The following is a 23,181-nucleotide window of genomic DNA, read 5'->3' on the forward strand; positions in this document are numbered from 1 at the left end:
GGTGCCGGAGCCCGTGAGGCGCAGCAGGGGCACGGGTAGCGCAGATGAACACGCCGTGTCCCTGACAAGCACTGACGGGAGTGTGCTGTCGTCAGATATCGGTCGCAAGGGCGGCTTTCAGCCGCCGCTCTCCTGCCGCCACCTCGAAGGGCAGCGTGTTCCCCGGTGGCGGGAACGGGCACACGAAGTGGTCCGCGAAGGCGCAGGGCGGCAGCACCGCGCGGTTGAGGTCCACGGTGATCGAGCCGTCGGGCGCGGGGGCGCCGGGCTTCAGGAAGCGGAAGCGGTAGCTGGAGCGGCCGCCGGTGGCGTCGCCGAAAACGGCCCACAGACTGCCGTCGTCCTCGTCGACGGCGACCTGGAGGGTGCGCTCGGCGCCCTCGTGGGCGAAGACGAGCTCCCCGCCGAGCCCGAGGCCCCGGGCCCGCCCGTCGGCGTTCTCGACCTGGACGGTCCGGTCCTCGGCGTACGGGCGGAAGCGGCCCGGCAGCGCGAGGGCCGGGTCGTACGGGGTGGCCTCGATGCCGGCGAAGGACCGGCGGGCCTCGGAGCCGGGATCGAAGACGCGGACCGCCCACTGCCCTTCCCGCCGGATCACGACGAGCCGGACCTCGCCCGAGGAGACCCGGGAGTCCGACGGCGGATCCTCGTCGGCGCCGAGTACGGCCTCGCCCGTGAGGGGCTCGCCGTCGAGGCACAGGGAGTCCCCGGCGGCGGCGGTCAGCGTCACCGCGCCGCCGGTCGCGCGCCAGCGCCCCGGAACGGCCGGAAGTCGACCTTCCGGGTAGTCGGCGAGCCAGTGGGTTCCGGTCAGCGCGAGGGGGCCGTAGGGGGCGGACACGGCGGCCAGCCGTCGCTCGTGCCATTTCCGCCAGTCGGTGTGCGGATCGTCCGCGTCGTCGCTCATGCCGCTCAACCCTTCCACGCCGGTCCGGACGGGAACCCGGGGGTACCCCGTCCGGACCTGTGGAATCTGACGGGGTCTCAATCGCAGGGGCAGCAGCAGCCGTCGCAGTCGCAGCCCGACGGGCAGTCGCAGTTGTTGCAGCAGCCCTTGCGCTTCTTGCGGGACCAGGGGCCCTCGTACTCGTCGGCGCAGCAGATCCGGCACGTGCAGAACAGGCCGATGGCGACCGCGCAGCCGGCGAGCAGCCCGCGGCGCGGCTTCGGCGGGGTCGGCCCGCCGAAGCCGCCGCCGCCTCCGAAGCCGCCGCCGCCCGGGCCCGAGGGGGGCACGCCGGGGCCGCCGGGGGCTCCCCCGCCGTACGGGGCGCCGCCCTGGGGCGGGCCGCCGTAGGGGTTCTGCGCGTACGGGTTGCCTGCGCCCTGGCCGCCGTACGGCTGGCTCCCGTGCGGCGGGCTCCCGTAGGGCCGGCCCCCGTACGGGCTGCCGCCCTGCCCGGCCGATGCCGTGCCGGTGTGGTCGTGCCCGCAGCTCAGGGTCCCGAAGGCCCGGTCCACGGAGGTGCGCAGCTCGTGCACGAGCAGCCGGTGGGCGAGGCCCGCGTCGGCGAACTCGACCTCGTCCAGTGCCAGCCGGATGCCCCGGAGGGCGTCGTCGCACAGCCTCCGGGCCTCGGCGAGCGGGGTCCCGGTGGCGGTGAGCGGGTTCCAGGCGCCCGCCTCGGCGTCGGCGCCCTGGTCCTCCACCGCGTCCAGCAGGTGCGCGAGCCGCCCGAAGTACCGGCCCGCCTCGGCGAGCGCGGGGGCGTTGCCTGGCCGTCCGGCCAGCTGCGCGGTATGCGCGAAGGCGGCGGCCGTGGCGGTCTCCGTCGGCTCGGTCACGACGAGCACGGGCGTGCCGGGGCCGGCCAGGGTCTCGATGGCCCCCTGCCGGTCCACGGCGTCGACGAGCACCGCCGTGTCGAACCCGAGCGAGGCTCCGGTCCGGGCACCGGCCCGGTCCCAGCCGCGGGCGACCGTACGGGCGGCCAGGGCGAGGGGCGCCCGGGCCAACAGCCCGTCCCGGTCCGCGACGTGGTCCCGCACCTTCGCGGAGGCCAGCACGAGCGAGACGGCGGCCGCGAGCCGCGCCCCCTCGCCCTGGGCCACCGCGGCCGTGCGCATTTCGCGCAGGGGACAGGGACCCGCGGTGCGGCGCGCGCCGGGAGCCGGACCGGACTGAGCCTCCGTCAGAACGGAGACCAGCAAACCGTCGTAGTTCGTGACGATCCGGGCGAACTGGCCGTGGTCCCCGCGAAGTGCCAGGCACAGCCCGCACAGATGGGCCATCCACTCCGCTTTGAACCGCTCCCCGAGCCGGTGCGTGCAAGGTCTGACGATGCCGAACAATCTGCTCCCCCGTGGGTCGTACGCCTGCCTGCGGGGCATCGTAGCGAGCCCCTCGCGTCACCCGTACGTCCGCACCGCTCACCCGTAAGGCCGCAGCAGTCGTATTTTCACTCAGTCAGCAGTGGTAGCCGCCTGGATCCTTGACCGTGCAACGGATGTTCTGCACCAGTACCGTCACGAAACCTGTGCGCGCCGACTATCCACTTGGCGCGTTGTCAGCATCATGGACGACCATAGGGGCAGCGGAGAGAAGACAGACTGACCGCGGTGAAAGGAGGCGTCCATGGGTTCGGTGCGCAAAGCGAGTGCCTGGCTGGGTCTCGTGGAAGACAGCGACGACGAGCGTTACTACGACGACGACTACGCGGAGGCCGCCCAGGGCGGCTCGGTTTCCGGCCCCGGCGACGCGTGGGTCACCGACCCCCGGGTCAAGGTGGCCTCGGAGTCGGCCGTCGACCAGGGACGCCGGATCGCCACGGTCACCCCGGACGGCTTCCGGGACGCGCGCGGCATCGGCGAGCTGTTCCGCGAGGGCGTCCCGGTGATCGTCAACCTGTCGTCGATGGACCCGGGCGACGCGAAGCGCGTGGTCGACTTCGCGGCCGGACTGACCTTCGGGCTGCGCGGATCGATCGAGCGGGTGGCGACCAGGGTGTTCCTGCTGACCCCGGCCGACACCCAGATCGTGAGCGGTGAGCCCGGCGGCCGTTCGCGCGACTTCTTCAACCAGAGCTAGGCAGGGCCCTCACCGGAAGGCGTCGAGCCCGGTGAGCGCCTTGCCCAGCACCAGTTGGTGCATCTCGGCGGTGCCCTCGTAGGTGAGGACCGATTCGAGGTTGGTGGCGTGCCGCATGACGGGGTATTCGAGGGAGATCCCGTTGGCACCCAGGATGGTCCGCGCGGTCCGACAGATTTCGATGGCCTCGCGGACATTGTTGAGCTTGCCGAAGCTGATCTGCTCCGGCCGCAGGGTGCCCGCGTCCATGCGCCGGCCCAGGTGGTGGGCCAGCAGGATGCCCTTGTGGAGTTCCAGGGCCATGTCCGCGAGCTTGGCTTGCGTGAGCTGGAAGCCGCCGATCGGCTTGCCGAACTGCTCCCGGGTCCTGGAGTAGTCGAGCGCGGACTCGAAGCTGGCGCGCGCCGCGCCCATGGACCCCCAGATGATCCCGTACCGCGCGTGGCTGAGACAGCCCAGCGGGCCCTTGAGACCGGTGACGCCGGGCAGGACCGCGTCCGCGGGCAGCCGTACGCCGTCCATGACCAGCTCGCTCGTCACCGAGGCGCGCAGCGACCACTTGTGCCGGATCTCCGGGGCGGAGAACCCGGCGCTGTCGGTGGGCACCGCGAAGCCGCGGATCCCCTCGTCGGTCTGCGCCCACACCACGGCGACCGCGGCCACCGATCCGTTGGTGATCCACATCTTGCGCCCGTTCAGCACCCAGTCGGTGCCGTCGCGCTTCGCGTACGTCCGCATGCCCGCGGGGTCGGATCCGTGGTCCGGCTCGGTCAGCCCGAAGCAGCCGATCAGCTCGCCGGCGGCCATGCCGGGCAGCCAGCGCTGCTTCTGCTCCTCGGAGCCGTACTTCCAGATCGCGTACATCGCGAGGGACCCCTGTACGGACACCAGCGAGCGGATGCCGGAGTCGGCGGCCTCCAGCTCCAGGCAGGCGAGGCCGTACTGGACGGCGCTGGCACCGGCGCAGCCGTAGCCGGTCAGCGACATCCCGAGGGCGCCGAGCGAGCCGAGCTCGCGGGCGATCTCGCGGATCTCCGGCAGCTCGCCCTTCTCGTACCACTCGGCGACGTGCGGCAGCACCCGGTCGGCGGCCCAGCCGCGGACGGTGTCGCGGATGGCGAGGTCCTCCGGGCCGAGGAGCTCGTCGAGCCCGAGGGGATCATGGGGCTGGAACGCGGACACGGGGCCTCCCGGCGGCCTGAGTCGGAACCTGTCAGCGCAAGTTTTCGCGCGGCGTTCCCCGACGCTAGACGCCCCCTTCCCCACCCGTCCACCCCCACCCCGGCCATGATCAGCACGGCCATGATTCAGCCCCGCCGGCGTTTGAGGCGCGGGGGTCCGGGGGCAGCGCCCCCGGCAACGGCGCCGCACGCGGGCACGCACCCGGGCCTACAGCGGCACCGCGGCACCGCGGCCCGGCACGATCAGCCCGCGCGCTCCGCAGGAGCCGGATACGACTCACCGGCGGACTGCGAAGGCACCCCGCCGACCCGCTGCCCACCCCCCTGGACAGGCAGTCGCACCGCCACGTCCCCGCCCGGCTCGCCGCCAGGCACCCCGCACTCCATCACCCGCGGCAGCTTCAGCGCCATCGCCGCCCCCGCGAGCAGCAGCCCCGCGCTCACCGCCAGGGTCACGTGCAGCCCGTGCACGAAGGAGTGCCGGGCGGCTTCGTACAGCGACGCCCCCGCGGGCCCGCCGAGCTGCGCGGCGATCTGGTAGGCCTCGCCCAGCGAATGGGCGGCGCCCTCCGACTGCGCCGCCGAGACCCCCGGCACCCGCGCGAGCCCCGGGGCGTACGCGGCGTTCATCACGCTGCCCAGCAGCGCGATGCCCATGCCCGCGCCCAGCTGGTACGAGGTCTCGCCGATGGAGGCGGCGCCGCCGGCGGTGGCCGCGGGGGCCTCGCTCAGCATCGACTCGTACGCGCCGAAGAGGGTGGTCTGGAGCCCGAAGCCGAGCAGGATGAAGCCCACGGTGAGCAGGACGGGACGGTCCTGCTGCCCCATCAGGGTCAGCAGCAGCACGGCGAAGGCAGTGAGCAGGAAGCCCAGCGAGACCATGGTCCGCGGGCCGATCCGGGTCAGGGTGTAGGACCCGGTGGCGCCGGCGGCCATGGCGGCGAAGGTCAGCGGCAGCAGCCGCAGGCCGGTCTCCAGCGGGCTGAGGTGCAGCACCAGCTGGAGGTACTGGACGGCGATCAGCTCCAGGCCGACCAGCGCCAGCATGGCGAGCACGATGCAGCCGACGGAGGTCGTGAAGGCAGCGCGGGAGAACAGCCGCATGTCGATCAGCGGGTGCGTGTGCCGCCTCTGGCGCCGTACGAACAGCACGAGCAGCGCCGCCCCGAGGAACAGCGGGACCATCGCCTCGGCGTCGAGCAGCTGCCGTTCGGCGCCCAGGCGCTTGACGCCGAGCACGGAGCCGAGCACTCCGGCGGCGGCCATCAGCGCGCCGAGCACGTCCCAGGGCCCGTCGCAGGAGCCCTTCGACTCGGGGAGCAGCCAGCGGCCCAGCGGGAGGATCAGTGCCATGAGCGGGATGTTGATGAGGAAGACGGAGCCCCACCAGAAGTGCTGGACGAGGAAGCCGCCGAGCACCGGTCCGCTGGCGGCGCCGACGGCGGCGACGGCGGTCCAGATGCCGATGGCGAGGGCCCGCTCGCGCCGGTCGGGGAAGACCTGGCGCAGGATCGACAGCGTGGCTGGCATGATCATCGCGCCGCCGATGCCGAGCAGCGCGCGGGCGGCGATGAGGACCTGGGCGCTGTCGGCGAGGGCCGCCAGCGCGGACGCCGCGCCGAAGAGCCCGTAGCCGAGGAGGAGGATGCGGCGGCGGCCGACCCGGTCGCCGAGGGTGCCGAAGAGGATCAGCAGGGCGGCGCAGACCAGCGGGTAGGCATCGACGATCCAGAGGAGCTCGATCGGGCCGGGGCGCAGGTCCTCGGTGACGGACGGGACGGCGACGTGCAGGATCGTCGCGTCGAGCGCGACGAGGACCAGGCTGACGCAGAGCACCGCCAGGACGACCCAGCGGTTGGCCCCGCCGGATGCCGCGCGGAGCCGCTGCCAGGGGCTGGGGGTCCTGCGGTCGGCCGTGTTCGTCCCCGACATGCATGTACCTCCCAGGTGATCCCCCCGCACTCGGCGGACCAGCGTCTGTGGGGCCGCGGGGATGGTGCGCTGTGCGGCTTCCGACGGGTCCGGCATCGACACGCGAGTGAACGGTCAGCGTACGCGAGTTCGCCTGTCGCCCACGTGGTCAAGCTCTCATCCCGGAGGCGGCCGGCGTGTGGCGTACGCCACTCGCCGGGCCGCTTCTTCACCCCCGCGTACACGCGCGCTTCCCCCGCGTACGCGCGCGCTCACGGCTCGTGGTGCCCGGCCGCGCCCACGGGGCGCCGCCACCGATAATCATGCCCGTGAAAGATCTTGGATTTCGCCGGGCCGCGCCCGCGCTGGCCGTCTTCGCGGCGGTCAGGCTGCTCGGGCTGATCGTCCTCGGCGGCTGGAGCGCGGCCGCGGGCAGCAGCCCGCACACGCTGCTGTCGGCCCGCTGGGACTCGCTCTGGTACGCCCGCACCGCGGCCGGCGGGTACGGCTACGAGGTGGTCCTCCCGAACGGGGACGTCCACTCGAACCTGGCCTTCTTCCCGCTCCTGCCCTGGCTGGAGCGGCTGGTGTCGGCCGTGACCGGGCTCTCGTACGGCTCATCGGGCCTGGTGGTGTCGGCGCTCGCGGGGCTCGCGGCCGCCTGGGGGATCTTCGCCGTGGCCGACCTGCTGTACGGCCGCCGGGCCGGGGTGCTGGCCGTGGCGCTGTGGGCGGTGCTGCCCGTCGGGATCGTGCAGTCCATGGCGTACAGCGAGGCCCTGTTCACCGCGCTCGCCGCCTGGGCGCTGTACGGGGCCCTGCGCGGCCGGTGGCTGACCGCGGGACTGCTGGCGGCCGGGGCCGGGCTGACCCGCCCGGTCGGTGCCGCGGTGGTCGCGGCGGTGTGGGTGGCGCTCGCCCTGGCGCTGCGGCGCGGGGAGCGGTCGTGGCGGATGGCCACGGGCGCCCTGCTGGCCCCGCTGGGGGCCGCGGCGTACGTGCTGTGGGTCGGCGCGCGCACCGGGGGCGGGCTGTTCGGCTACCTGGACGTGCAGGCGGGCTGGGGCAACGGCTTCGACGGCGGCTGGGCCTTCGCCCGCTTCGTCGGGGCGAAGCTGGCCTCCCCGGGCGCTCCGGCCTCCGCGGGCTTCGCGGCCGGGGTCGGGCTGATCGCCGGGGTCGCACTGGTGCTGTGGCTGTACGTGCGGTGCGTACGGCAGCGGCAGCCGGTGCCGCTGCTCGTGTACGGCGGGGTGGTGGTGGCGCTGGCCCTGTGCGCGTCGGGGTACTTCGGCTCCAAGCCGCGGCTGCTGCTGCCGGCCTTCCCGCTGCTGCTGCCCGTGGCGGTGGCCCTGGCCCGGTGGCGGACGCGGTGGGCGGTCCTGGTGCTGGGGGCGGCGGGAGCGGCCTCGGCGGTCTACGGGGCGTTCTGGCTGAACGGCTCCGGGCCCCCGTAGGTCCCCACGGGGTCTGCGCGAAGCTGCGCGGGGTCTGCGCGGGGCTGCGGGAGCCCTTGCGGAGATAACGGAATGAGACATTCCGATCCATCTTCCAGCAAAGGACGCGGGCTGCGGCGATAAAGCACAGGTAAGTGTGCGAAACGAATTGCGGTAACAGTGGATCAACCGGACTCCAACCGCGCTCGAAATAGCGGCAATTACGTCCCGCGTGAGACCAACTCCACATCACATGGTCATCACAAAGCGCGCGATTCGCCCGGGGCGCCCAGCAACGCGCGGTAACGTCGATTGAGTGCGTACCGACCTAATCCTGCCCCGTCTGGAGCGGGTGTTCGCCCGGCTGGACCGGGAACCAGAGCGACCGGCTCATCTGCAAACCCCGCAGATGAGCCGGCACCGCGTCGTGCTCCTGGGATCGACGCTGGCCTTCTACCTCGCGATCGTGGTGGCCGTACTGACCACGTCCTGGCTCGTCCGGCTGGACTGGCAGGTCATGTTCTTCCGCCCCTACGAGCAGTGGCCGCAGCTGCACGCCTTCCTCGACTACCTCGTCGTGCTCGGCCAGCGCGGACCCACCGCGGTGATGGTCGCCGCCTGGCTCGGCTGGCGCTCCTGGCGCCAGCACACCCTCCGCCCGCTGATCACCCTCGGCGTGGCGCTGCTGCTGCTCAACGTCACCGTCGGGGCCGTCAAGATCGGCCTCGGCCGTCTCGGCCCGCACTACGCCACCGAGATCGGCTCCGCCGAGCTCTTCGCGGGCGGCGATATATTTCCCTCCGGCCACACCGCCAACGCCGTCGTGACCTGGGGAATCCTGGCCTATCTGGCCTCCACCGTGGTCACCCGGCGGGTGCTGTCCGTGGTGTCCGCCGTCGTCTCCCTGAGCGTCGGCGCCACCACCGTCTACCTGGGGACCCACTGGGTCAGCGACGTCCTGCTCGGCTGGACCGCGGGGCTGCTGATCCTGCTGGCGCTCCCCTGGTTCGAGCCGCTCATCGCCCGCGTCGAGGCCCACGTCTTCGAGCTGCGCGAGCTGCTGCGCCGCCGTGCCGAGACCGGGCGGATGCCCGCGCCGGTCGCCGTCGCGCTCACCCCGCTGCTCTCCGCGGGCGGCAAGTGGCAGCTCAGGCTGGACGCGGACACCGCCGGGGCGACGGCGCCGGATCCCGGCGCGGCCGCCGAGCCCGCGGCCCCCGCCGCCCCCGTCAGCTCCGCCCCGTCCGCCGCCCCCGCCGCCCCCGCCGTCCCCGCGGGCGCGGCCACCGGGCACTCGCCGGCGCCCCGCCCCGCCGCGCACGCGGCCATCAGGGCGCACGTGATCCGCTCCGAGCGGACCCCGGTCACCCCGGTCGGCAGCCGCCGTCCGGCGCACACCGAGCGGGCTCCCGCCCGGGGCGCAGCGGCGCGTCCGGTGACCGGCGGCTGACGTCCGCGGGACGGTACGCACCGCCTCCCCCGCGACACCGAGGCGGGCCGGGTCACCGACCCGGCCCGCCTCCGCCGTTCCCGCCACGGGGCCCGCGGATGGCGCCGGACCGTCAGCGGCCGACCGGCACGTTAGTCCGTCCCGGGTCACGCTTGTGTCACAGAATATCGACAGCGCCCCATTGTTTTCCGGTGTACGACACGCCCGCCCGGAAGACCGTATGGAATTCCGTCCGGGAGAGGGGCAATTCCCGCCGGGGATTGCCGCGTCCTCTTGGACCGGACCAGGTGATTACCCCTCAGTTCCCTTACATTTTCTCCACGCGAACGGAGTCCACGGCCCGTCCCAGGAGATCCCGCGCCGCCCTGATCCGGTCCGTCAGCTCCGGCGGCTCGATGACTTCGAACTCACAGCCGAGCAACATGAGGTGAATCACCAGAACGGTCAGGTTCACCGCCCCGGTGCGCAGCAGGCAGCTCTCCGCGTCGACCGGTTCGAGGGTTCCGTCGCTGGGTCCGACGACCAGCGCCGCCTCCTCGGCCGGGATCTTCAGCCGGATCAGCGCCAGGGCCGCGTACACGCCCTGCGACACGCCCTGGGAGACGTACGCGGCCAGGTCCTCGGCCGGCGGCGGGCGCGGGGTGAACCGGGGGCCGTGCGGGGGCCTGGGCTCGATCCGGTCGGCCCGGAAGGTGCGCCAGGCCTCCCGGTCCAGGTCCCAGGCGACGAGGTACCAGCGCCGCTCGGTGCACACCAGCCGGTGCGGCTCCACGGTGCGGCGGCTGACGGTGCCCGCGTGGTCCCGGTACGCGAAGCGCAGCCGCTCGGTGTCCCGGCAGACGGAGGCCAGCTCCGTCAGGACGGAGGGGTCGACGGTGGAGCCCTGGGGGTCGCGCAGCATGGACACGGTGAACTCGTTGAGCGCCGAGACCCGGCGCCGCAGCCGCGACGGCAGCACCTGCTCCAGCTTCGCGAGGGCTCGTACGGAGGCCTCCCCGATCCCCTCGACCCCGTTCCCCGCGGCGGTGCGCAGGCCGACGGCGACCGCCACGGCCTCCTCGTCGTCCAGCAGCAGTGGCGGCATCTCGGCCCCGGCCCCCAGCTGGTAGCCGCCTCCGGTCCCGGGGCTGGCGTTGACCGGATACCCGAGTTCCCGCAACCGGTCGACGTCCCGCCGCACCGTGCGCGGGGTCACCCCGAGCCGGTCGGCGAGATCGGCCCCGGTCCACTCCCGGTGGGCTTGCAGCAGGGACAGCAGGCGCAGCAGTCGTGCGGAGGCATCAAGCATGCGGAGCAGTCTGCCGGTCACCCGGCGGACGGCCCCCCTCCGGGCCGCCCGGGCGCGCTTCGCCAAGGCGCCGGGTTCAGCGCGGGCGCGACGGCGGGAGCTGCGCCCGTGACGGTCCGCCGACGGACACCGCCACCGGCCCGACCGTGCCCGGCGCGGAAACCGGACGGCCCGGGGCGGGGCCCGCACCGGGCGCGGGCGCCCCGGCCGGCGGCGTCGGGGCGCCCGGACCCGGGGCCGCCGCTGCGGGCACCCTGCCCGGCGCAGCCGGGACGGCCGCTGCGGGCGCCTTGGGCGGGGCGGCCGGGCCCGGCATCGGGACGGCCGCTGCGGGCGCCTTGGGCGGTGGGGACGCGGCGGGCGGGGGCAGGGCCAGCAGCGCGCCCACGGCGATCCGCTCCGGCCGTTCCCCGATCACCCCCCGGTTCGCCTCGTACAGCGCCCGCCACCCGCCCGCCACCCGGCGCCTCGCCGCGATCGACACCAGCGTCTCCCCGCCCCGCACCACGTGCATCCGGCCCGCCAGCCCGTACCGCTTCGCACACACCGGCCACGCGTCCCACCCCTGCGCGCCGAGCAGGTCCTCCGCGACCCGGATCTGCTGCTCCCGGCTCGCCAGGTCCGCCCGTGCCGCGAAGGCAAGGCCCCCGTACTCCTCCCACGTCGGCTGCCAGAACTGCAGCCCCCCGTAGAAGCCGTTGCCGGTGTTGACCGCCCAGCGCCCGCCGCTCTCGCAGTCGGCGACGCAGTCCCAGGGCCATTCCCCGCCCGGCCCGCAGTCCCCCGGCCCGTGGCCGACGACCCCGGGCGAACCGGGGTGCGCGGCGCCCGCCGGTCCGGGCGCGGGCGGAGGCGGTGCCCCGGCCGAGGCGGCGGAGGCGGCGGCCTCCCACGGGAGTACGAGCACCAGCGCGGCCGCGGCCCCGCGCGCGGCCCGCCGGATCCGGAGGTTGGGCATCGGGTCACGCTACGGAGGAGCGCCCGGCCCGCCCCGCACGCCACACCGCGCGCCCCTGCGCCCCACCCGGTCGGCCGACGCGCCCCACGCACCCGGAACGAACAGCAACGCCCACCAACTGCACACAACCAGAAAAGAGTTGGCACGAAAACGAAGCCCCCGGCGGACGGTTCACCCCTCCGGGGGCCGGGTTCGAATCCGTTCCCTCCCATGGCGTGACCCCGGCCACCGCTCGGCCGTTGAGCCCGGCGAGCCGGGAACCCCCCGGCCCGCCGCACCTATGCCGAGGAGCCACCCCGTGCCGCCCATGCTCGACGTCAGTGATGAGGTACGTGCCGAGATCGGTGACGAAGAAGCCGACAGGCTGCTCGTCGGCGACGACGCACCGCGCAGTTACGACTGCACCTCCTGCCGCACCCCCGGAGACCCGCAGAGCGACCCCACCAGCACGGTGCTGTTCGTCGGCGAGGAGACGGCCGTCCTGGCCTTCGCGCACGCCACCTGCATCCCCTCGCAGGTCGTCACCGTCTCCGAGGAGCAGCTCCAGGGCGCCGTCGCCAGCATCACCGGCGACAGCCCGGCCCCGGCCCCCGCGGGCAACCCGCAGAGCACCCCGGGCGGGCAGGCCGTCCTCGGCATCACCAGCGGCCTGGTCCTGATCGGCGGCGAGCTGCACCCGGCCCTGGTCGTCGAGCCCACCGCACCGATCGCCCGCCCCGGCAGCGACGGCCCCGGGGACGACTTCCTCCCGCTCCTCATCGAGCAGGGCTTCATCCCCGTCACGGACACCTCCGAGCTCCCCGGCGGACTCGCAGGCTGGTCGGTCCTGCTCGCCGCGGGCCAGCTGCACGCCGTGCTGCAGCCGGGCCTCGACGGCGGCCGTCCGGTCTCCTGGTGGCAGGCGCACCAGGCCCTGTCGGTCACCGACGGCTGGCGGGCCGCCGTCAACAAGACCCAGCGCGTGCTCATCTACGCCGCCCCGGTCGGCTCCATCGGGCAGCAGCCCCGCGAGGACCTGCTGCGCGACGCACTGGACAAGGCCGCCGCCGCGGGCAAGCTGGTGGCCGCCTCGATGCCCCTGGCCGGTACGCCGGGCGCCTGACGCCCTCCCTGCCGCCGGAACGGCCGCCGGTCTCCCGCCGAGGGGGCCGGGCGGCGTGCGCCGGGGGTGCGCGGTCCGTCCCGCGCACCCCCGGCGATCTGCGTTTTCGCGCCCCTCACCCCGCATCCGCAGGGCGTCGGTTTCGTTGGCTGATACGTGCATTCATACGACTCCTCCCGCGCCCCGTCCTATCCGAGCACCGTCTCCCCGATGCGCCCCGTATGGGACCGGGACAGCGTTACGGCCGCCTCGCACACCCCGATCTACGACGCGCTGTACTCCGAGTACCTGCGGTCCTTCCGGGCCCTTCCGGGCGACCGCACGGGCGAGGAGGACCTCGGCTTCACGGCGTTCTCGTACGGCGGCGGGTACACGGGCGGCAGTGCGTACGGCAGCGGGTGGAGCGGCCCCTCCTGGCAGCAGACCGACGGCTGGCAGCCTCCGTCGGCCCCCCAGCCGCAGCCCGCGTACTCGTACGCCGGCAGCCCCGCCTACACGAACGGGCGGCAGCACCAGACCGGAATGACGCACATCCCGGCGGCCCTGCCGCCCGCTCCGCGCCGGGGCTACTGACCCCGGCGCCACACCGCGCTGCTGCTCCCGCGCTCCTACTTCTTCTTGTGCTGGGCGCCGCGCTTCTCGCGCACCCGCACCGAGATGTGGATCGGGGTGCCCTCGAAGCCGAACTCCTCGCGCAGACGGCGCTCGACGAAGCGCCGGTAGCCGTGCTCCAGGAAGCCGGAGGCGAAGAGGACGAACCGCGGGGGCTTGCTGCCCGCCTGCGTACCGAACAGGATGCGGGGCTGCTTGCCGCCGCGGACGGGGTGCGGGTGGGCGGCGACGACCTCGCCGAGGAACGCGTTCAGGCGCCCCGTCGGGACGCGCGTCTCCCAGCCCGCGAGGGCGGTCTCGATCGCCGGGACCAGCTTCTCCATGTGGCGGCCGGTGAGCGCCGAGACGTTCACCCGGGGCGCCCAGGCGACCTGCTGCATCTCGGTCTCGATCTCGCGCTCGAGGTAGTAGCGGCGCTCCTCGTCGAGCTCGTCCCACTTGTTGTAGGCGATCACGATCGCGCGGCCCGCCTCGACGGCCATGGTGATGATGCGCTGGTCCTGGACGCTGATGTTCTCGGTCGAGTCGATCAGGATGACCGCGACCTCCGCCTTCTCGACGGCGGCGGCCGTGCGCAGGGAGGCGTAGTAGTCGGCGCCCTGCTGGAGGTGCACCTTCTTGCGGATGCCCGCCGTGTCGATGAACTTCCAGGTGACGCCGCCGAGCTGGATCAGCTCGTCGACCGGGTCGCGGGTGGTGCCGGCCAGCTCGTTGACGACGACACGGTCCTCCTTCGCGACCTTGTTGAGCAGCGAGGACTTGCCGACGTTCGGGCGGCCGATCAGCGCGATGCGGCGCGGGCCGCCGACCGGGGTGCCGAAGGTCTGCGCGGGCGCTTCCGGCAGGGCCTCGAGGACGGCGTCGAGCATGTCGCCCGTACCGCGGCCGTGCAGCGAGGAGACCGGGTGCGGCAGGCCGAGGCCCAGCGACCACAGGGAGGCCGCGTCGGACTCGCCGCTCTGGCCGTCGACCTTGTTGGCGCACAGCACGACGGGCTTGCCCGCCTTGCGCAGCAGCCGGACGACGGCCTCGTCGGTGTCGGTGGCGCCGACCTTGGCGTCGACGACGAAGACGACGGCGTCGCAGGCCTCGATGGCGTACTCGGCCTGGGCGGCGACCGAGGCGTCGATGCCGAGGACGTCCTGCTCCCAGCCGCCGGTGTCGACGACCTTGAAGCGGCGGCCGGCCCATTCCGCCTCGTACGTGACGCGGTCGCGGGTGACGCCCGGCTTGTCCTCGACGACCGCCTCGCGGCGGCCGATGATCCGGTTCACCAGGGTCGACTTGCCGACGTTCGGCCGGCCCACGACGGCGAGGACGGGCAGGGGGCCGGAAGCGGCCTCTCCGAGCGCGCCTTCGACGTCCTCGATGTCGAAGCCCTCTTCCGCGGCGAGCTCCATGAACTCCGCGTACTCGGCGTCGCCAAGTGCTCCTTGGTCGTGCTGGTCGTTCATGAAGTCCGTTCCTCGTCGTTCGTGGTGATCGGTGGCACCCGCGCAGCGCGGTTCCACTACTAGGTCAAGTCTCGCTCAGCGCCCGGTGAGGCGCTTGGCATCGGCCAGGTGGGCGGTCAGCCGGTCCTGGATGCGTACGGTGGCCTCGTCCAGCGCGCTACGGGTCCGGCGGCCACTGCCGTCCCCCGCGTCGAAGGCCGAGCCGAAGACGACGTCGACCCGGCTCTTGAGTGCCGGGAGCCCCTTGACGAGGCGTCCCGGGGTGTCGCCGCTGCCGAGGACGGCCACCGGCACGACGGGAGCGCCGCTGCGGACCGCGAAGTACGCGAGTCCCGCACGGAGCGAGGCGAAGTCGCCCTCGCCCCGGGAGCCCTCGGGGAAGATCCCCAGCGCTCCGCCCTGGTCGAGCACGCCGAGGGCGCGCCCTATCGCGGTCCGGTCGGCTCCGCTGCGGTCGACCCTGACCTGCCCGATCCCGTTGAGGAAGGGGCCGAGGGGGCCGACGTAGGCCTCCTTCTTGATCAGGAAGTGCAGCGGCCGCGGCGCGGTGCCCATCACCATCGGGCCGTCGATGTTGTGGGAGTGGTTAACCGCGAGGATGACGGGGCCCGAGACGGGCACCTTCCAGGCCCCCAGGACGCGCGGCTTCCACAGCCCGTACATGAGCCCGATGCCGATGCGCCTGCCGACCGCCGCACCCTTCAGGGAGGGCGCTTCACTCACTTGCGGACCGCCCGTTCCGGGTGCTTCCGGCGGTCCGCGGGCTCTGCCGCTCCGCCACCAGCGTGACGACGCACTCGATGACCTGGTCGAGCGTGAGTTCGGTGGTGTCGACCTCGACGGCGTCGTCGGCCTTCGCCAGGGGGGAGGTCTTGCGGCCGGAGTCGGCCGCGTCGCGCTTGACCAGCGCCTCCCGGGTGGCCGCCAGGTCGGCGGCCTCCTTGCCGCGGAGCTCGCCGCTGCGGCGCGCGGCGCGCGCCTCGGCGGAGGCCGTCAGGAAGATCTTGAGGTCGGCGTCGGGCAGGACGGTGGTGCCGATGTCCCGGCCCTCGACGACGATCCCGTCGGCCTCCGCGGCGGCGATGGAGCGCTGGAGCGCGGTGATCAGGGTGCGCACCTCGGGGACGGCGCTGACGGCGCTGACCTTGGAGGTGACCTCCTTGGTGCGGATGGGTCCGGAGGCGTCCACGCCGTCCACGGTGATCGTGGGGGCGTGCGGGTCGGTGCCCGAGACGATGGCCGGCTTGCCCGCGGCGACCGCGATGGCCTGCGGGTCGTCGGTGTCGACGCCGTTGGTGATCATCCACCAGGTGATGGCCCGGTACTGGGCGCCCGTGTCCAGGTAGCGCAGCCCGAGCTTGGCGGCCACGGCCTTGGAGGTGCTGGACTTGCCCGTGCCGGAGGGACCGTCGATGGCGACGATCACGGCGGACGGAGCTACGGTTTCCACGGTGCGGGCACCTTCCTGGTTGCTGGTGCTGTGCGGGCGCGCCAAAAGCGCCCCTCCCCAGGTTACCGGGCCCCGGCGCCCCCCGTCCCCGCCCGGTGGATCCCGACCCTGCGGGCGCCCGTTCCGGGCGGCCGGAGCCCGGCGGTACGGGGCCCGGGAACCGCACCGGACCGGACCGCACCGGACCTCCACGGCCGGAGCCGACCTCCCCGGCCGGAGCCCGGCCGGGACCGTCCGGGACCGTCCGGGCCGCCTACTGCTGCCGCAGGGCCCAGCCGCGTTCCCGCAGCTCGGCCGTCAGTCCGGCCACCGCCCGCGGCTCCACCATCAGCTGGACGATGCCGGCCTGCTGGCCCGTCGCGTGCTCGATGCGGACGTCCTCGATGTTGACCCCCGCCCGTCCCGCGTCGGCGAAGATGCGGGCCAGCTCGCCCGGCTGGTCGCTGATGAGGACGGCCACGGTCTCGTACACCGTCGGCGCCGCGCCGTGCTTGCCCGGCACCCGCACCCGGCCGGCGTTCCCGCGCCGCAGCACGTCCTCGATGCCCGCCGCCCCGCCGCGCCGCTTCTCCTCGTCGGCCGACTGCAGGCCCCGCAAAGCCTCCACGGTCTCCGCGAGGTCGGCGGCGATCCCGGAGAGGACGTCGGCGACCGGTCCGGGGTTCGCGGAGAGGATCTCCAGCCACATCCGGGGATCGGAGGCGGCGATCCGCGTCACGTCCCGGATCCCCTGGCCGCAGAGCCGGACCGCCGTCTCGTCGGCCTCCTCCAGGCGGGCCGCGACCATGCTCGACACCAGCTGCGGGGTGTGCGAGACCAGGGCCACCGCCCGGTCGTGCGCGTCCGCGTCCATCACGACCGGCACGGCCCGGCACAGCGCCACCAGTTCCAGCGCGAGGTTGAGCACCTCGTGGGCGGTGTCCCGGGTCGGGGTCAGCACCCACGGCCGCCCCTCGAAGAGGTCGGCCGTCGCGGCGAGGGGGCCGGAGCGCTCCTTGCCGGCCATCGGGTGGGTGCCGATGTACGCGGTGACGTCCACGCCCAGCTCGGCCAGCTCCCGGCGCGGCCCGCCCTTGACGCTGGCAACGTCCACGTACGCCCGGGCCACCCCGCGTCCGATCACGTCCGCCAGGGTCGCGGCGACGTGGGCCGGCGGCACGGCGACGACGGCGAGGTCGACCTGGCCCTCCAGGGCCTCGTCGGTACCGGCGCCGAGGGCGGCCGCGGTACGGGCCTGGGCCGGATCGTGGTCGACCAGGTGGACGGTGATCCCGCGGGCGGACAGGGCGAGCGCCGCCGAGGTGCCGATCAGTCCGGTTCCGATGACGACGGCGGTTCTCACGGGGCGCTCCAGGGTTGCGTACGGCACGGCGGGGGCACTGCCCGGCCAGCGTAGCCACCGCGCGCGGCACGAGGGCCCGGCGGCCCGTCCCCCGGGACGGCGGCCGGGCCCTCGCGGACGGCGGTGTGCGCGCCGGTCAGAGCTTCTGCTGCCGGATGACGTCCTCCAGCGAGCCCGAGGGCACCTGTCCGTCGGGCGTCAGCTTGTCGACGGCCCGGGGCAGCGTCCTGGCGATCTCGTCGGCGGCCTTCTCGGGGGTGACGCCCGCCTGCTCGGCGACCTTCTGGAGGGTTTCGTCGGGCAGCGCCTCGGCGATCTGCGCGCCGCTGACCGCCTTGTTCTCGCCGGTGCCGACCCAGGACTGGGCCTGGTCGGCCAGCCCCGACTTGGTCAGCATGTCCATCAGGCCGCCCAGCGGGTTGCTGCCGCCGCCGGCCGCCCGGGCGCCGACCGCGCCTCCCCCGCCGCCCGCGCCGCCGCCGAGGGCGCCGAAGAGCGAACCGAGGATGTTGCCGCCACCGTTACTGGTGCCACCGCCGCCGCCCTGGCCGCTGCCGCCGCCGAGGAGGCCGCCGAGAAGGGAGCCGAGGTCGTTACCCGCCATGGTCGTGCCTTTCGGAGAGGGACCGGGCCGCGCGGACAGCGGCGTACCCGGCTTCGAGACACGGACAATGTCACCCGTACAGGACAGTGCTGCCACTTGGCGTACGCCCGCGGTCCGGCTCCGGATCCCGCCGCCCCTCCTGCTCCGGTAGAACGTCAGGCATGATCTTCCACCTCGTCCCGCTCGCCGACTGGGCGGCCTCGCCCGGCCTCCCGTACGCCCCGCCCTCGCTCGCCACCGAGGGATTCGTGCACTGTTCGGCGGACCGCCCGACCGCGCTGGCGATCGCCGACGCGCACTACCGGGAGGTACGGGGGACCCTGCTCGCGGTGGAACTCGACGAAGCAGCCCTGACGGCGGACGTCCGCCGGGAGGGTGATTCCGGGGGCCGCTACCCGCACGTTTACGGCCCGTTGAACCGGGAGGCCGTGATCCACGTGTGGGAGGTCGTACGCACTCCCGGCAGCCCTGCCTCACTGGCCCCATGGCAGCCGGGTACCTGAAAAGGCGCGGCGGACTCCGCCCCGGGGCCCGCCACAGGCCAGGATGCTGCACGCCATCCGGCCACAGAGCGAGGAGACAGTCATGAGCTACCCCACGCGTACCGCCCGGCGCACCGTCCTGGCGGCAGGCGCGGCCACCCTGGCGGGCGGCGCGCTCGCCGCCTGCGGCGGCGAGTCGGAGCCGAAGCCGGCCAGCGACCCCGGCAGCGCGACCACGCCCTCCGCGGCGTCGTCCGCGCCCGCCGCGGGCGCCGCGAACGCGATCGCCAAGACGGCGGACGTACCGGTCGGCGGCGGCACGGTACTGAAGGACGAGAAGCTGGTGATCACCCAGCCGACGGCTGGCGAGTACCGCTGCTTCTCGGCGGTCTGCACCCACTCGGGCTGCCTCGTGAACAAAGTGGCGGACGGCACCATCGTCTGCCCCTGCCACGACAGCAAGTTCAAGGACACGGACGGCGCGGTCACCAAGGGTCCGGCCACCCGCCCGCTGCCCGAGAAGAAGATCAGCGTGGCGGCGGACGGCAGTATCTCGCTCGCCTAGCGGCAGGCCTCCTGCCTAGGCTCCCCGGATGGACGATCTGACGCTGGTGCGGGACCACACGGTCTACCGCTGCGTGATGGGCTCCCGGGCGTTCGGACTGGCGACGGAGGCGAGCGACACCGACCTGCGCGGTGTCTACCTCGCCCCGACGCCGCTGTTCTGGCGCTTCGACAAGCCCCCCACGCACGTGGAGGGCCCCCGGGACGAGGAGTTCTCCTGGGAGCTGGAGCGCTTCTGCGCGCTCGCCCTGCGCGCCAACCCGAACATCCTGGAGTGCCTGCACTCCCCCCTGGTGGAGGAGGTCACCCCGGTGGGCGAGGAACTCCTTTCCCTCCGCGGGGCCTTCCTCTCCCGCCGGGCCCACACCAGCTTCAGCCGGTACGCCGCGTCCCAGCGCGGCAAGCTCCTCGCCGACGTCCGCGTCCACGGGGCACCGCGCTGGAAGCACGCCATGCACCTGCTGCGCCTGCTGCTGTCCTGCCGGGACCTGCTGCGCACGGGACGCCTGACCATCGACGCGGGCCCGCAGCGCGACCGCCTCCTGGCGGTCCGCCGCGGGGAGCTCACCTGGGACGAGACCGACGCCTGGATGGCCCGCCTCGTCGAGCAGACCGCGGCCGCCCTGGCCGGGACGTCCCTCCCCGAGGCGCCGGACCAGGCCCGCGTCGAGGACTTCCTCCTCCGCACCCGCCGCGCCTCGGCCACCCGCCACGAACCCGCCGGGGCCTTCCCCCGCCCCTGACGGGGCCCGTCACGTCACCGGGTCACGCGTCCCGCCGGGTCACGCGTCCCAGAGGGTGCCGAAGGACAGGAGTTCGTCGCGGTACTCGATGCGGCCCTCCCACGCGTGCGGCCAGGCGTCCGCGCCGAGGTGGGCGCCCGCGAAGGCGCCGGCCAGGCAGGCGATGGAGTCGGAGTCGCCCGCGGTGCAGGCCGCGCGGCGCAGGGCCGTGAGCGGCTCCTCCGGGAAGAGCAGGAAGCACTGCAGGGCCGTGGCGAAGGCCTCCTCGGCGATCCAGCCGTCGCCCGTCGTCAGGCAGGGGTCGGTCTCCGGGGAGGGGGTGCGCAGGGCCGCCGCCACGCGGTCCAGGACGCCCAGGCACTCGTCCCAGCCCCGGGCGATGAAGGACGTCGCGGAGGCGTCGCAGGACGTCCGCGTCCAGAGGTCGCCGAGCCAGCGCTCGTGGTAGCGGGTGCGGTTCTCCAGGGCGTACGAGCGCAGCTGCCCGACCAGCCCGGTCACCTCGGTGCCCCGGGCCAGGAGGTACACCGTCCGCGCCGTCAGGTCGGAGGCGGCCAGCGCCGTCGGGTGTCCGTGGGTCAGGGCCGACTGGAGCTGGGCCGCGCCGGCCCGCTCCTCCTCGGTCCAGCCGGGCACCAGCCCGACCGGCGCGACCCGCATGTTCGCGCCGCAGCCCTTGGAGCCGAGCTGGCTGGCGTCGCGCCAGTCCCGGTCGGGGTGGTCGAGCAGCCGGCAGGCCGTCAGGCAGGTCCGGCCGGGGGCCCGGTTGTTCTCCGGGGAGTGGTACCAGTCGACGAACTCCTCCCGGACCGGCCGGGCCAGGCGCAGCGGGCCGACGCGGCCGCGTTCGGCGGCCGTCCGTATGCCGCGGGCCAGGGCGAGGGTCATCTGGGTGTCGTCGGTGACGATCGCCGGGCGGGGCAGCTTCATCTCGCGCCACGGGCCGGTCTTCGCGAGGATCGACGGGACGTCGTTGAACTCGGTGGGGAAGCCCAGGGCGTCGCCCAGCGCGAGGCCCATGAGGGCGCCCGTCGCCGCTCGTTTCGTGGTCGTCGTCATCGGGGGTGTCCTTCCGAGGGGCGGAGCAGGGGCGGGTGCAGGGTGGTGGCCGGTCCCGGCCGGTAGAGCGCGGCGGGCTTGCCGCGGCCGCCGGTGAGCCGGGCGGCGCCGGGCACGGCCTCCACGAAGCCGGGGGTGGCCAGCACCTTGCGGCGGAAGTTCGGGCGGTCGACGGTGGCGTCCCAGACGGTCTCGTAGACGGCCTGGAGCTCGCCGAGGGTGAACTCGGGCGGGCAGAAGGCGGTGGCCAGGCAGGTGTACTCCAGCTTCGCGCCGACCCGTTCCCGCGCGTCCGCCAGGATCACCGCGTGGTCGAAGGCGAGTCCGGCGGCCTCCCCCACCGGCGCCCAGCGGGCGTGGGCCGCGTCTCCGCCGCCGCCGGCCGCCGGCTCCGGCAGGTCCGGGACCAGTGCCGTGAAGGCGACCGAGACCACCCGCATCCGGGGGTCCCGGTCCGGTTCGCTGTACGTGCGCAGCTGTTCGAGGTGCAGGGCCGCGACCACCGCCTCCGGCAGGCCGGTCTCCTCGGCCAGTTCCCGGCGGGCGGCCGTCTCGGCGGACTCGCGCGGCAGGACGAAGCCGCCGGGCAGCGCCCAGGCGCCCGCGTACGGCTCCTGCCCGCGCCGGATCAACAGCACGTGCAGCCGCCCGCCCCGTACGGTGAACACCGCCAGGTCGACGGTCACCGCGAACGGCTCGAAGGCGTACGGGTCGTAGCCCGCCGGCGCTCCCCCGCTCATCGTGCCTCCGGCAGCGGGTCGGCGAGGTGCCAGCCCTCGGCGAGCAGTCCGTCCACCGCGGCCACGGCCGTCGCCAGCCGCTCCTCCCGGTCTCCGCGCACGACGAGGAACCGCCTCCCGGTGGCTTCGAGCTCCTCGCGGAACCGGCCGGTCATCCACGGTCTGAGGTGCGGCCCGTCGCGCAGTCCGTCGTCCTCGAAGGGGACGTCCGCGTGGTCGGTCAGCAGGTAGAGGTCCCGGCGGGTCAGCGCGGCGGTCTTCTCGACCTCCTCGTTGCGTCCGCCCAGGTAGCGCTCGTGCCAGATGCCGGTCGCGAAGGAGTCGGTGTCGCAGATCAGGACCGGGGAGCCCCGCCGGGCGGCCCGCTCCTCCTCCGCGTCCTGGCGCCGGGCGATCACCGGGAACTCCTCCGAGGCGAAGGAGACGTCCGTCCAGGAGGCGTCCGGGTCCGCCGCGCGCACGGCGGCGAGCTTCTCCTCGCTGTACCGGCGGCCGTACTCGGCGACCCAGCCGGTGCCCGCCCAGACCCCGCCGCGCCGCCGGTAGTGCGCGGCCAGGGCCCGGGACAGCGTCGTCGTCCCGGTGGACTCGGCGCCGAGTACGACGACCCTGCGGGCCAGTGAGGCCCGTACGGCGGGCCCCAGGAAGTCCCAGCAGGCCGCAGGGTCGGCCCGTACGGCCGTCCCCGACACCGGGAACAGTGTCCGGCCGGGGTCCACGCAGACCTCCTCGGCGCCGAACCGGCGGGCGAGTTCGGCCCCGTAGCCCTCCGAGGTGAAGACGGCGTCCACCGGACCGGCCACCGCGCCGCGGAACACGGCCATGTGGGCCTCCCAGACCGCCGGGTCGTTCAGGTCGACGGGGATGTCGTCCACCGCGCCGACCACCTCCGCCCCCGGGTGCGCCTCGCGCATCCAGGCGACGCGGTCGGCCAGCGGCACCGACTCCACGGAGGCCGCGCAGACCAGTACGGTCAGCCGCTCGCAGCGGTCCTGGGCGGTGCGCACCAGGTGGTGGTGGCCGGCGTGCGGCGGGTAGAACTTGCCGAGCACCAGCCCGTGCCCGAAGCGCCTCACGCCCTCGCCCCCAGGGCCGTACGGGCGGCCGGCGCGGGCAGCGACCGCCGCCAGCCGATCAGGCCGGCCACGCACAGGGCGAGGAAGCCGACGTACAGGAGGGCGGTCAGGTACAGCTCCTTGTACGCGTACAGGGGGATGTAGACCAGGTCGGCGGCGATCCACAGCCACCAGGACTCGACGAGCTTGCGGCACTGGCCGTAGGTGGCGGCCAGCGAGAGCCCGGTCGTGGCCGCGTCCCAGAAGGGGACGGTCGAGTCGGTGGCCCGTGAGAGCAGCAGGGTCAGGCCGAGCACCACCACCGCCCCCGCCGCGGCCAGCCAGACCCATTCGGTGCGCGTGGTGCGGCGCACCGGCAGGGCCCCCTCGGTTCCCGGTCCACCCCCGTGGGTCCAGGACCACCAGCCGTACGCGGCGAGGGCGATGAAGACGATCTGCAGTCCGGCGTCGGCGTACAGGCCGGCCTGTGTGAAGAGCGCGATGAAGAAGATGTTGTTGGCGATGCCGATCGGCCAGTTGGCGACGTGCTGCCGGGCGACCAGCCACACGCACAGGGCGCCGGTGGCGAAGCCGAGCACCTCGGTCCAGCTCAAGGTCCAGTTCATTCCGGGCCCCCTCCCTTTAATAGTCAGCCTGACTATAAAGGACCGGAGGGGGCCGGGACAAGGGAAAAGCCCGCGGCGCCGTGGGGCGCTGCGGGC

The 23,181-nt window shown here is 74.1% G+C and carries 23 protein-coding genes; 8 read left to right on the forward strand and 15 right to left on the reverse strand.

Going from position 1 to position 23,181, the window contains the following annotated elements; genetic code table 11:
- Positions 1-91 precede the first annotated feature (91 nt).
- Together ACFWTC_RS30930 and ACFWTC_RS30935 are read right to left on the reverse strand one after the other, a co-directional pair.
- Complete coding sequence (locus ACFWTC_RS30930; protein ID WP_383927128.1) at positions 92-907, reverse strand: DUF1684 domain-containing protein; 816 nt, start codon at positions 905-907, stop codon at positions 92-94.
- A gap of 77 nt (positions 908-984) precedes the next feature.
- Positions 985-2,292, reverse strand: coding sequence for a DUF5685 family protein (locus ACFWTC_RS30935; protein ID WP_384029344.1), 1,308 nt, complete (start codon positions 2,290-2,292; stop codon positions 985-987).
- Between the two features lie 283 nt (positions 2,293-2,575).
- Here ACFWTC_RS30935 and ACFWTC_RS30940 point away from each other — a divergent pair, with 283 nt between their 5' ends.
- Complete coding sequence (locus ACFWTC_RS30940; RefSeq protein ID WP_383927133.1) at positions 2,576-3,028, forward strand: cell division protein SepF; 453 nt, start codon at positions 2,576-2,578, stop codon at positions 3,026-3,028.
- A gap of 9 nt (positions 3,029-3,037) precedes the next feature.
- On the opposite strand, the gene ACFWTC_RS30945 is transcribed toward ACFWTC_RS30940, so the two are convergent.
- Together ACFWTC_RS30945 and ACFWTC_RS30950 are read right to left on the reverse strand one after the other, a co-directional pair.
- Positions 3,038-4,210 carry an acyl-CoA dehydrogenase family protein gene (locus tag ACFWTC_RS30945; RefSeq protein WP_383927136.1) on the reverse strand — a complete coding sequence of 391 codons (1,173 nt, stop codon included), beginning with the start codon at positions 4,208-4,210 and terminating at the stop codon, positions 3,038-3,040.
- A 242-nt stretch (positions 4,211-4,452) separates the two neighbouring features.
- Entirely contained in the window at positions 4,453-6,141 is a 1,689-nt protein-coding gene (locus tag ACFWTC_RS30950) for an MFS transporter (RefSeq protein WP_384029346.1), read from the reverse strand.
- A gap of 302 nt (positions 6,142-6,443) precedes the next feature.
- Here ACFWTC_RS30950 and ACFWTC_RS30955 point away from each other — a divergent pair, with 302 nt between their 5' ends.
- Positions 6,444-7,577 (forward strand): glycosyltransferase family 39 protein, encoded by a 1,134-nt coding sequence (locus ACFWTC_RS30955; protein WP_383927142.1) that lies wholly within the window; start codon positions 6,444-6,446, stop codon positions 7,575-7,577.
- 295 nt (positions 7,578-7,872) lie between these two features.
- Positions 7,873-9,006 (forward strand): phosphatase PAP2 family protein, encoded by a 1,134-nt coding sequence (locus ACFWTC_RS30960; RefSeq protein ID WP_383927144.1) that lies wholly within the window; start codon positions 7,873-7,875, stop codon positions 9,004-9,006.
- 307 nt (positions 9,007-9,313) lie between these two features.
- Here ACFWTC_RS30960 and ACFWTC_RS30965 read toward each other — a convergent pair whose 3' ends face one another.
- On the reverse strand, positions 9,314-10,294 hold the full coding sequence (locus ACFWTC_RS30965; protein ID WP_383927147.1) for a helix-turn-helix transcriptional regulator: 981 nt from the start codon (positions 10,292-10,294) through the stop codon (positions 9,314-9,316).
- Between the two features lie 76 nt (positions 10,295-10,370).
- Positions 10,371-11,252, reverse strand: a complete 882-nt coding sequence (locus ACFWTC_RS30970) for a transglycosylase family protein (RefSeq protein WP_384029348.1) — start codon at positions 11,250-11,252, stop codon at positions 10,371-10,373.
- A gap of 298 nt (positions 11,253-11,550) precedes the next feature.
- On the opposite strand from ACFWTC_RS30970, the gene ACFWTC_RS30975 reads away from it, so the two are divergent.
- Together ACFWTC_RS30975 and ACFWTC_RS30980 are read left to right on the forward strand one after the other, a co-directional pair.
- Positions 11,551-12,354, forward strand: coding sequence for a hypothetical protein (locus ACFWTC_RS30975; protein WP_383927152.1), 804 nt, complete (start codon positions 11,551-11,553; stop codon positions 12,352-12,354).
- A 210-nt stretch (positions 12,355-12,564) separates the two neighbouring features.
- A complete protein-coding gene (locus ACFWTC_RS30980) occupies positions 12,565-12,927 on the forward strand; it encodes a hypothetical protein (RefSeq protein WP_383927155.1) in 363 nt (120 codons plus the stop codon).
- Positions 12,928-12,962: 35 nt separating this feature from the next.
- Here ACFWTC_RS30980 and der read toward each other — a convergent pair whose 3' ends face one another.
- The 5 genes from der to ACFWTC_RS31005 all read right to left on the reverse strand — a co-directional run bounded on the left by der (position 12,963) and on the right by ACFWTC_RS31005 (position 17,816).
- The gene (gene der / locus ACFWTC_RS30985) at positions 12,963-14,420 is read right to left on the reverse strand and encodes a ribosome biogenesis GTPase Der (protein ID WP_383927158.1); all 1,458 of its coding nucleotides are present in this window, start codon (positions 14,418-14,420) and stop codon (positions 12,963-12,965) included.
- A 75-nt stretch (positions 14,421-14,495) separates the two neighbouring features.
- Positions 14,496-15,083 carry a lysophospholipid acyltransferase family protein gene (locus tag ACFWTC_RS30990; protein WP_383927215.1) on the reverse strand — a complete coding sequence of 196 codons (588 nt, stop codon included), beginning with the start codon at positions 15,081-15,083 and terminating at the stop codon, positions 14,496-14,498.
- Positions 15,084-15,135: 52 nt separating this feature from the next.
- A complete protein-coding gene (cmk, locus tag ACFWTC_RS30995; RefSeq protein ID WP_383927161.1) occupies positions 15,136-15,870 on the reverse strand; it encodes a (d)CMP kinase in 735 nt (244 codons plus the stop codon).
- A 253-nt stretch (positions 15,871-16,123) separates the two neighbouring features.
- On the reverse strand, positions 16,124-17,212 hold the full coding sequence (locus ACFWTC_RS31000; protein ID WP_383927163.1) for a prephenate dehydrogenase: 1,089 nt from the start codon (positions 17,210-17,212) through the stop codon (positions 16,124-16,126).
- A gap of 136 nt (positions 17,213-17,348) precedes the next feature.
- The gene (locus ACFWTC_RS31005; protein ID WP_384029350.1) at positions 17,349-17,816 is read right to left on the reverse strand and encodes a YidB family protein; all 468 of its coding nucleotides are present in this window, start codon (positions 17,814-17,816) and stop codon (positions 17,349-17,351) included.
- Positions 17,817-17,977: 161 nt separating this feature from the next.
- Here ACFWTC_RS31005 and ACFWTC_RS31010 point away from each other — a divergent pair, with 161 nt between their 5' ends.
- The 3 genes from ACFWTC_RS31010 (at position 17,978) to ACFWTC_RS31020 (ending at position 19,605) form a co-directional block, all read left to right on the forward strand.
- On the forward strand, positions 17,978-18,319 hold the full coding sequence (locus ACFWTC_RS31010; protein ID WP_383927168.1) for a DUF952 domain-containing protein: 342 nt from the start codon (positions 17,978-17,980) through the stop codon (positions 18,317-18,319).
- An 82-nt stretch (positions 18,320-18,401) separates the two neighbouring features.
- Positions 18,402-18,863: a Rieske (2Fe-2S) protein gene (locus tag ACFWTC_RS31015; protein WP_383927171.1), complete on the forward strand. Its 462-nt coding sequence runs from the start codon at positions 18,402-18,404 to the stop codon at positions 18,861-18,863.
- A gap of 28 nt (positions 18,864-18,891) precedes the next feature.
- A complete protein-coding gene (locus ACFWTC_RS31020; protein ID WP_384029352.1) occupies positions 18,892-19,605 on the forward strand; it encodes a DNA polymerase beta superfamily protein in 714 nt (237 codons plus the stop codon).
- 39 nt (positions 19,606-19,644) lie between these two features.
- On the opposite strand, the gene ACFWTC_RS31025 is transcribed toward ACFWTC_RS31020, so the two are convergent.
- From ACFWTC_RS31025 to pnuC, 4 genes are read right to left on the reverse strand one after another with little or no spacing between them, the layout of a single operon-like run.
- Positions 19,645-20,664 (reverse strand): ADP-ribosylglycohydrolase family protein, encoded by a 1,020-nt coding sequence (locus ACFWTC_RS31025; RefSeq protein ID WP_383927177.1) that lies wholly within the window; start codon positions 20,662-20,664, stop codon positions 19,645-19,647.
- Positions 20,661-21,404 carry an NUDIX domain-containing protein gene (locus tag ACFWTC_RS31030; RefSeq protein WP_383927180.1) on the reverse strand — a complete coding sequence of 248 codons (744 nt, stop codon included), beginning with the start codon at positions 21,402-21,404 and terminating at the stop codon, positions 20,661-20,663. Before ACFWTC_RS31030 ends, ACFWTC_RS31025 begins: the two co-directional genes overlap by 4 nt.
- A complete protein-coding gene (locus ACFWTC_RS31035; RefSeq protein ID WP_383927183.1) occupies positions 21,401-22,480 on the reverse strand; it encodes an AAA family ATPase in 1,080 nt (359 codons plus the stop codon). Before ACFWTC_RS31035 ends, ACFWTC_RS31030 begins: the two co-directional genes overlap by 4 nt.
- On the reverse strand, positions 22,477-23,085 hold the full coding sequence (pnuC, locus tag ACFWTC_RS31040) for a nicotinamide riboside transporter PnuC (RefSeq protein WP_383927186.1): 609 nt from the start codon (positions 23,083-23,085) through the stop codon (positions 22,477-22,479). The genes ACFWTC_RS31035 and pnuC overlap by 4 nt, the downstream gene beginning before the upstream one ends.
- Between the last annotated feature and the right edge of the window lie 96 nt (positions 23,086-23,181).

This window comes from Streptomyces sp. NPDC058619 (genome assembly GCF_042717785.1).
Taxonomy (GTDB): Bacteria; Actinomycetota; Actinomycetes; order Streptomycetales; family Streptomycetaceae; genus Streptomyces.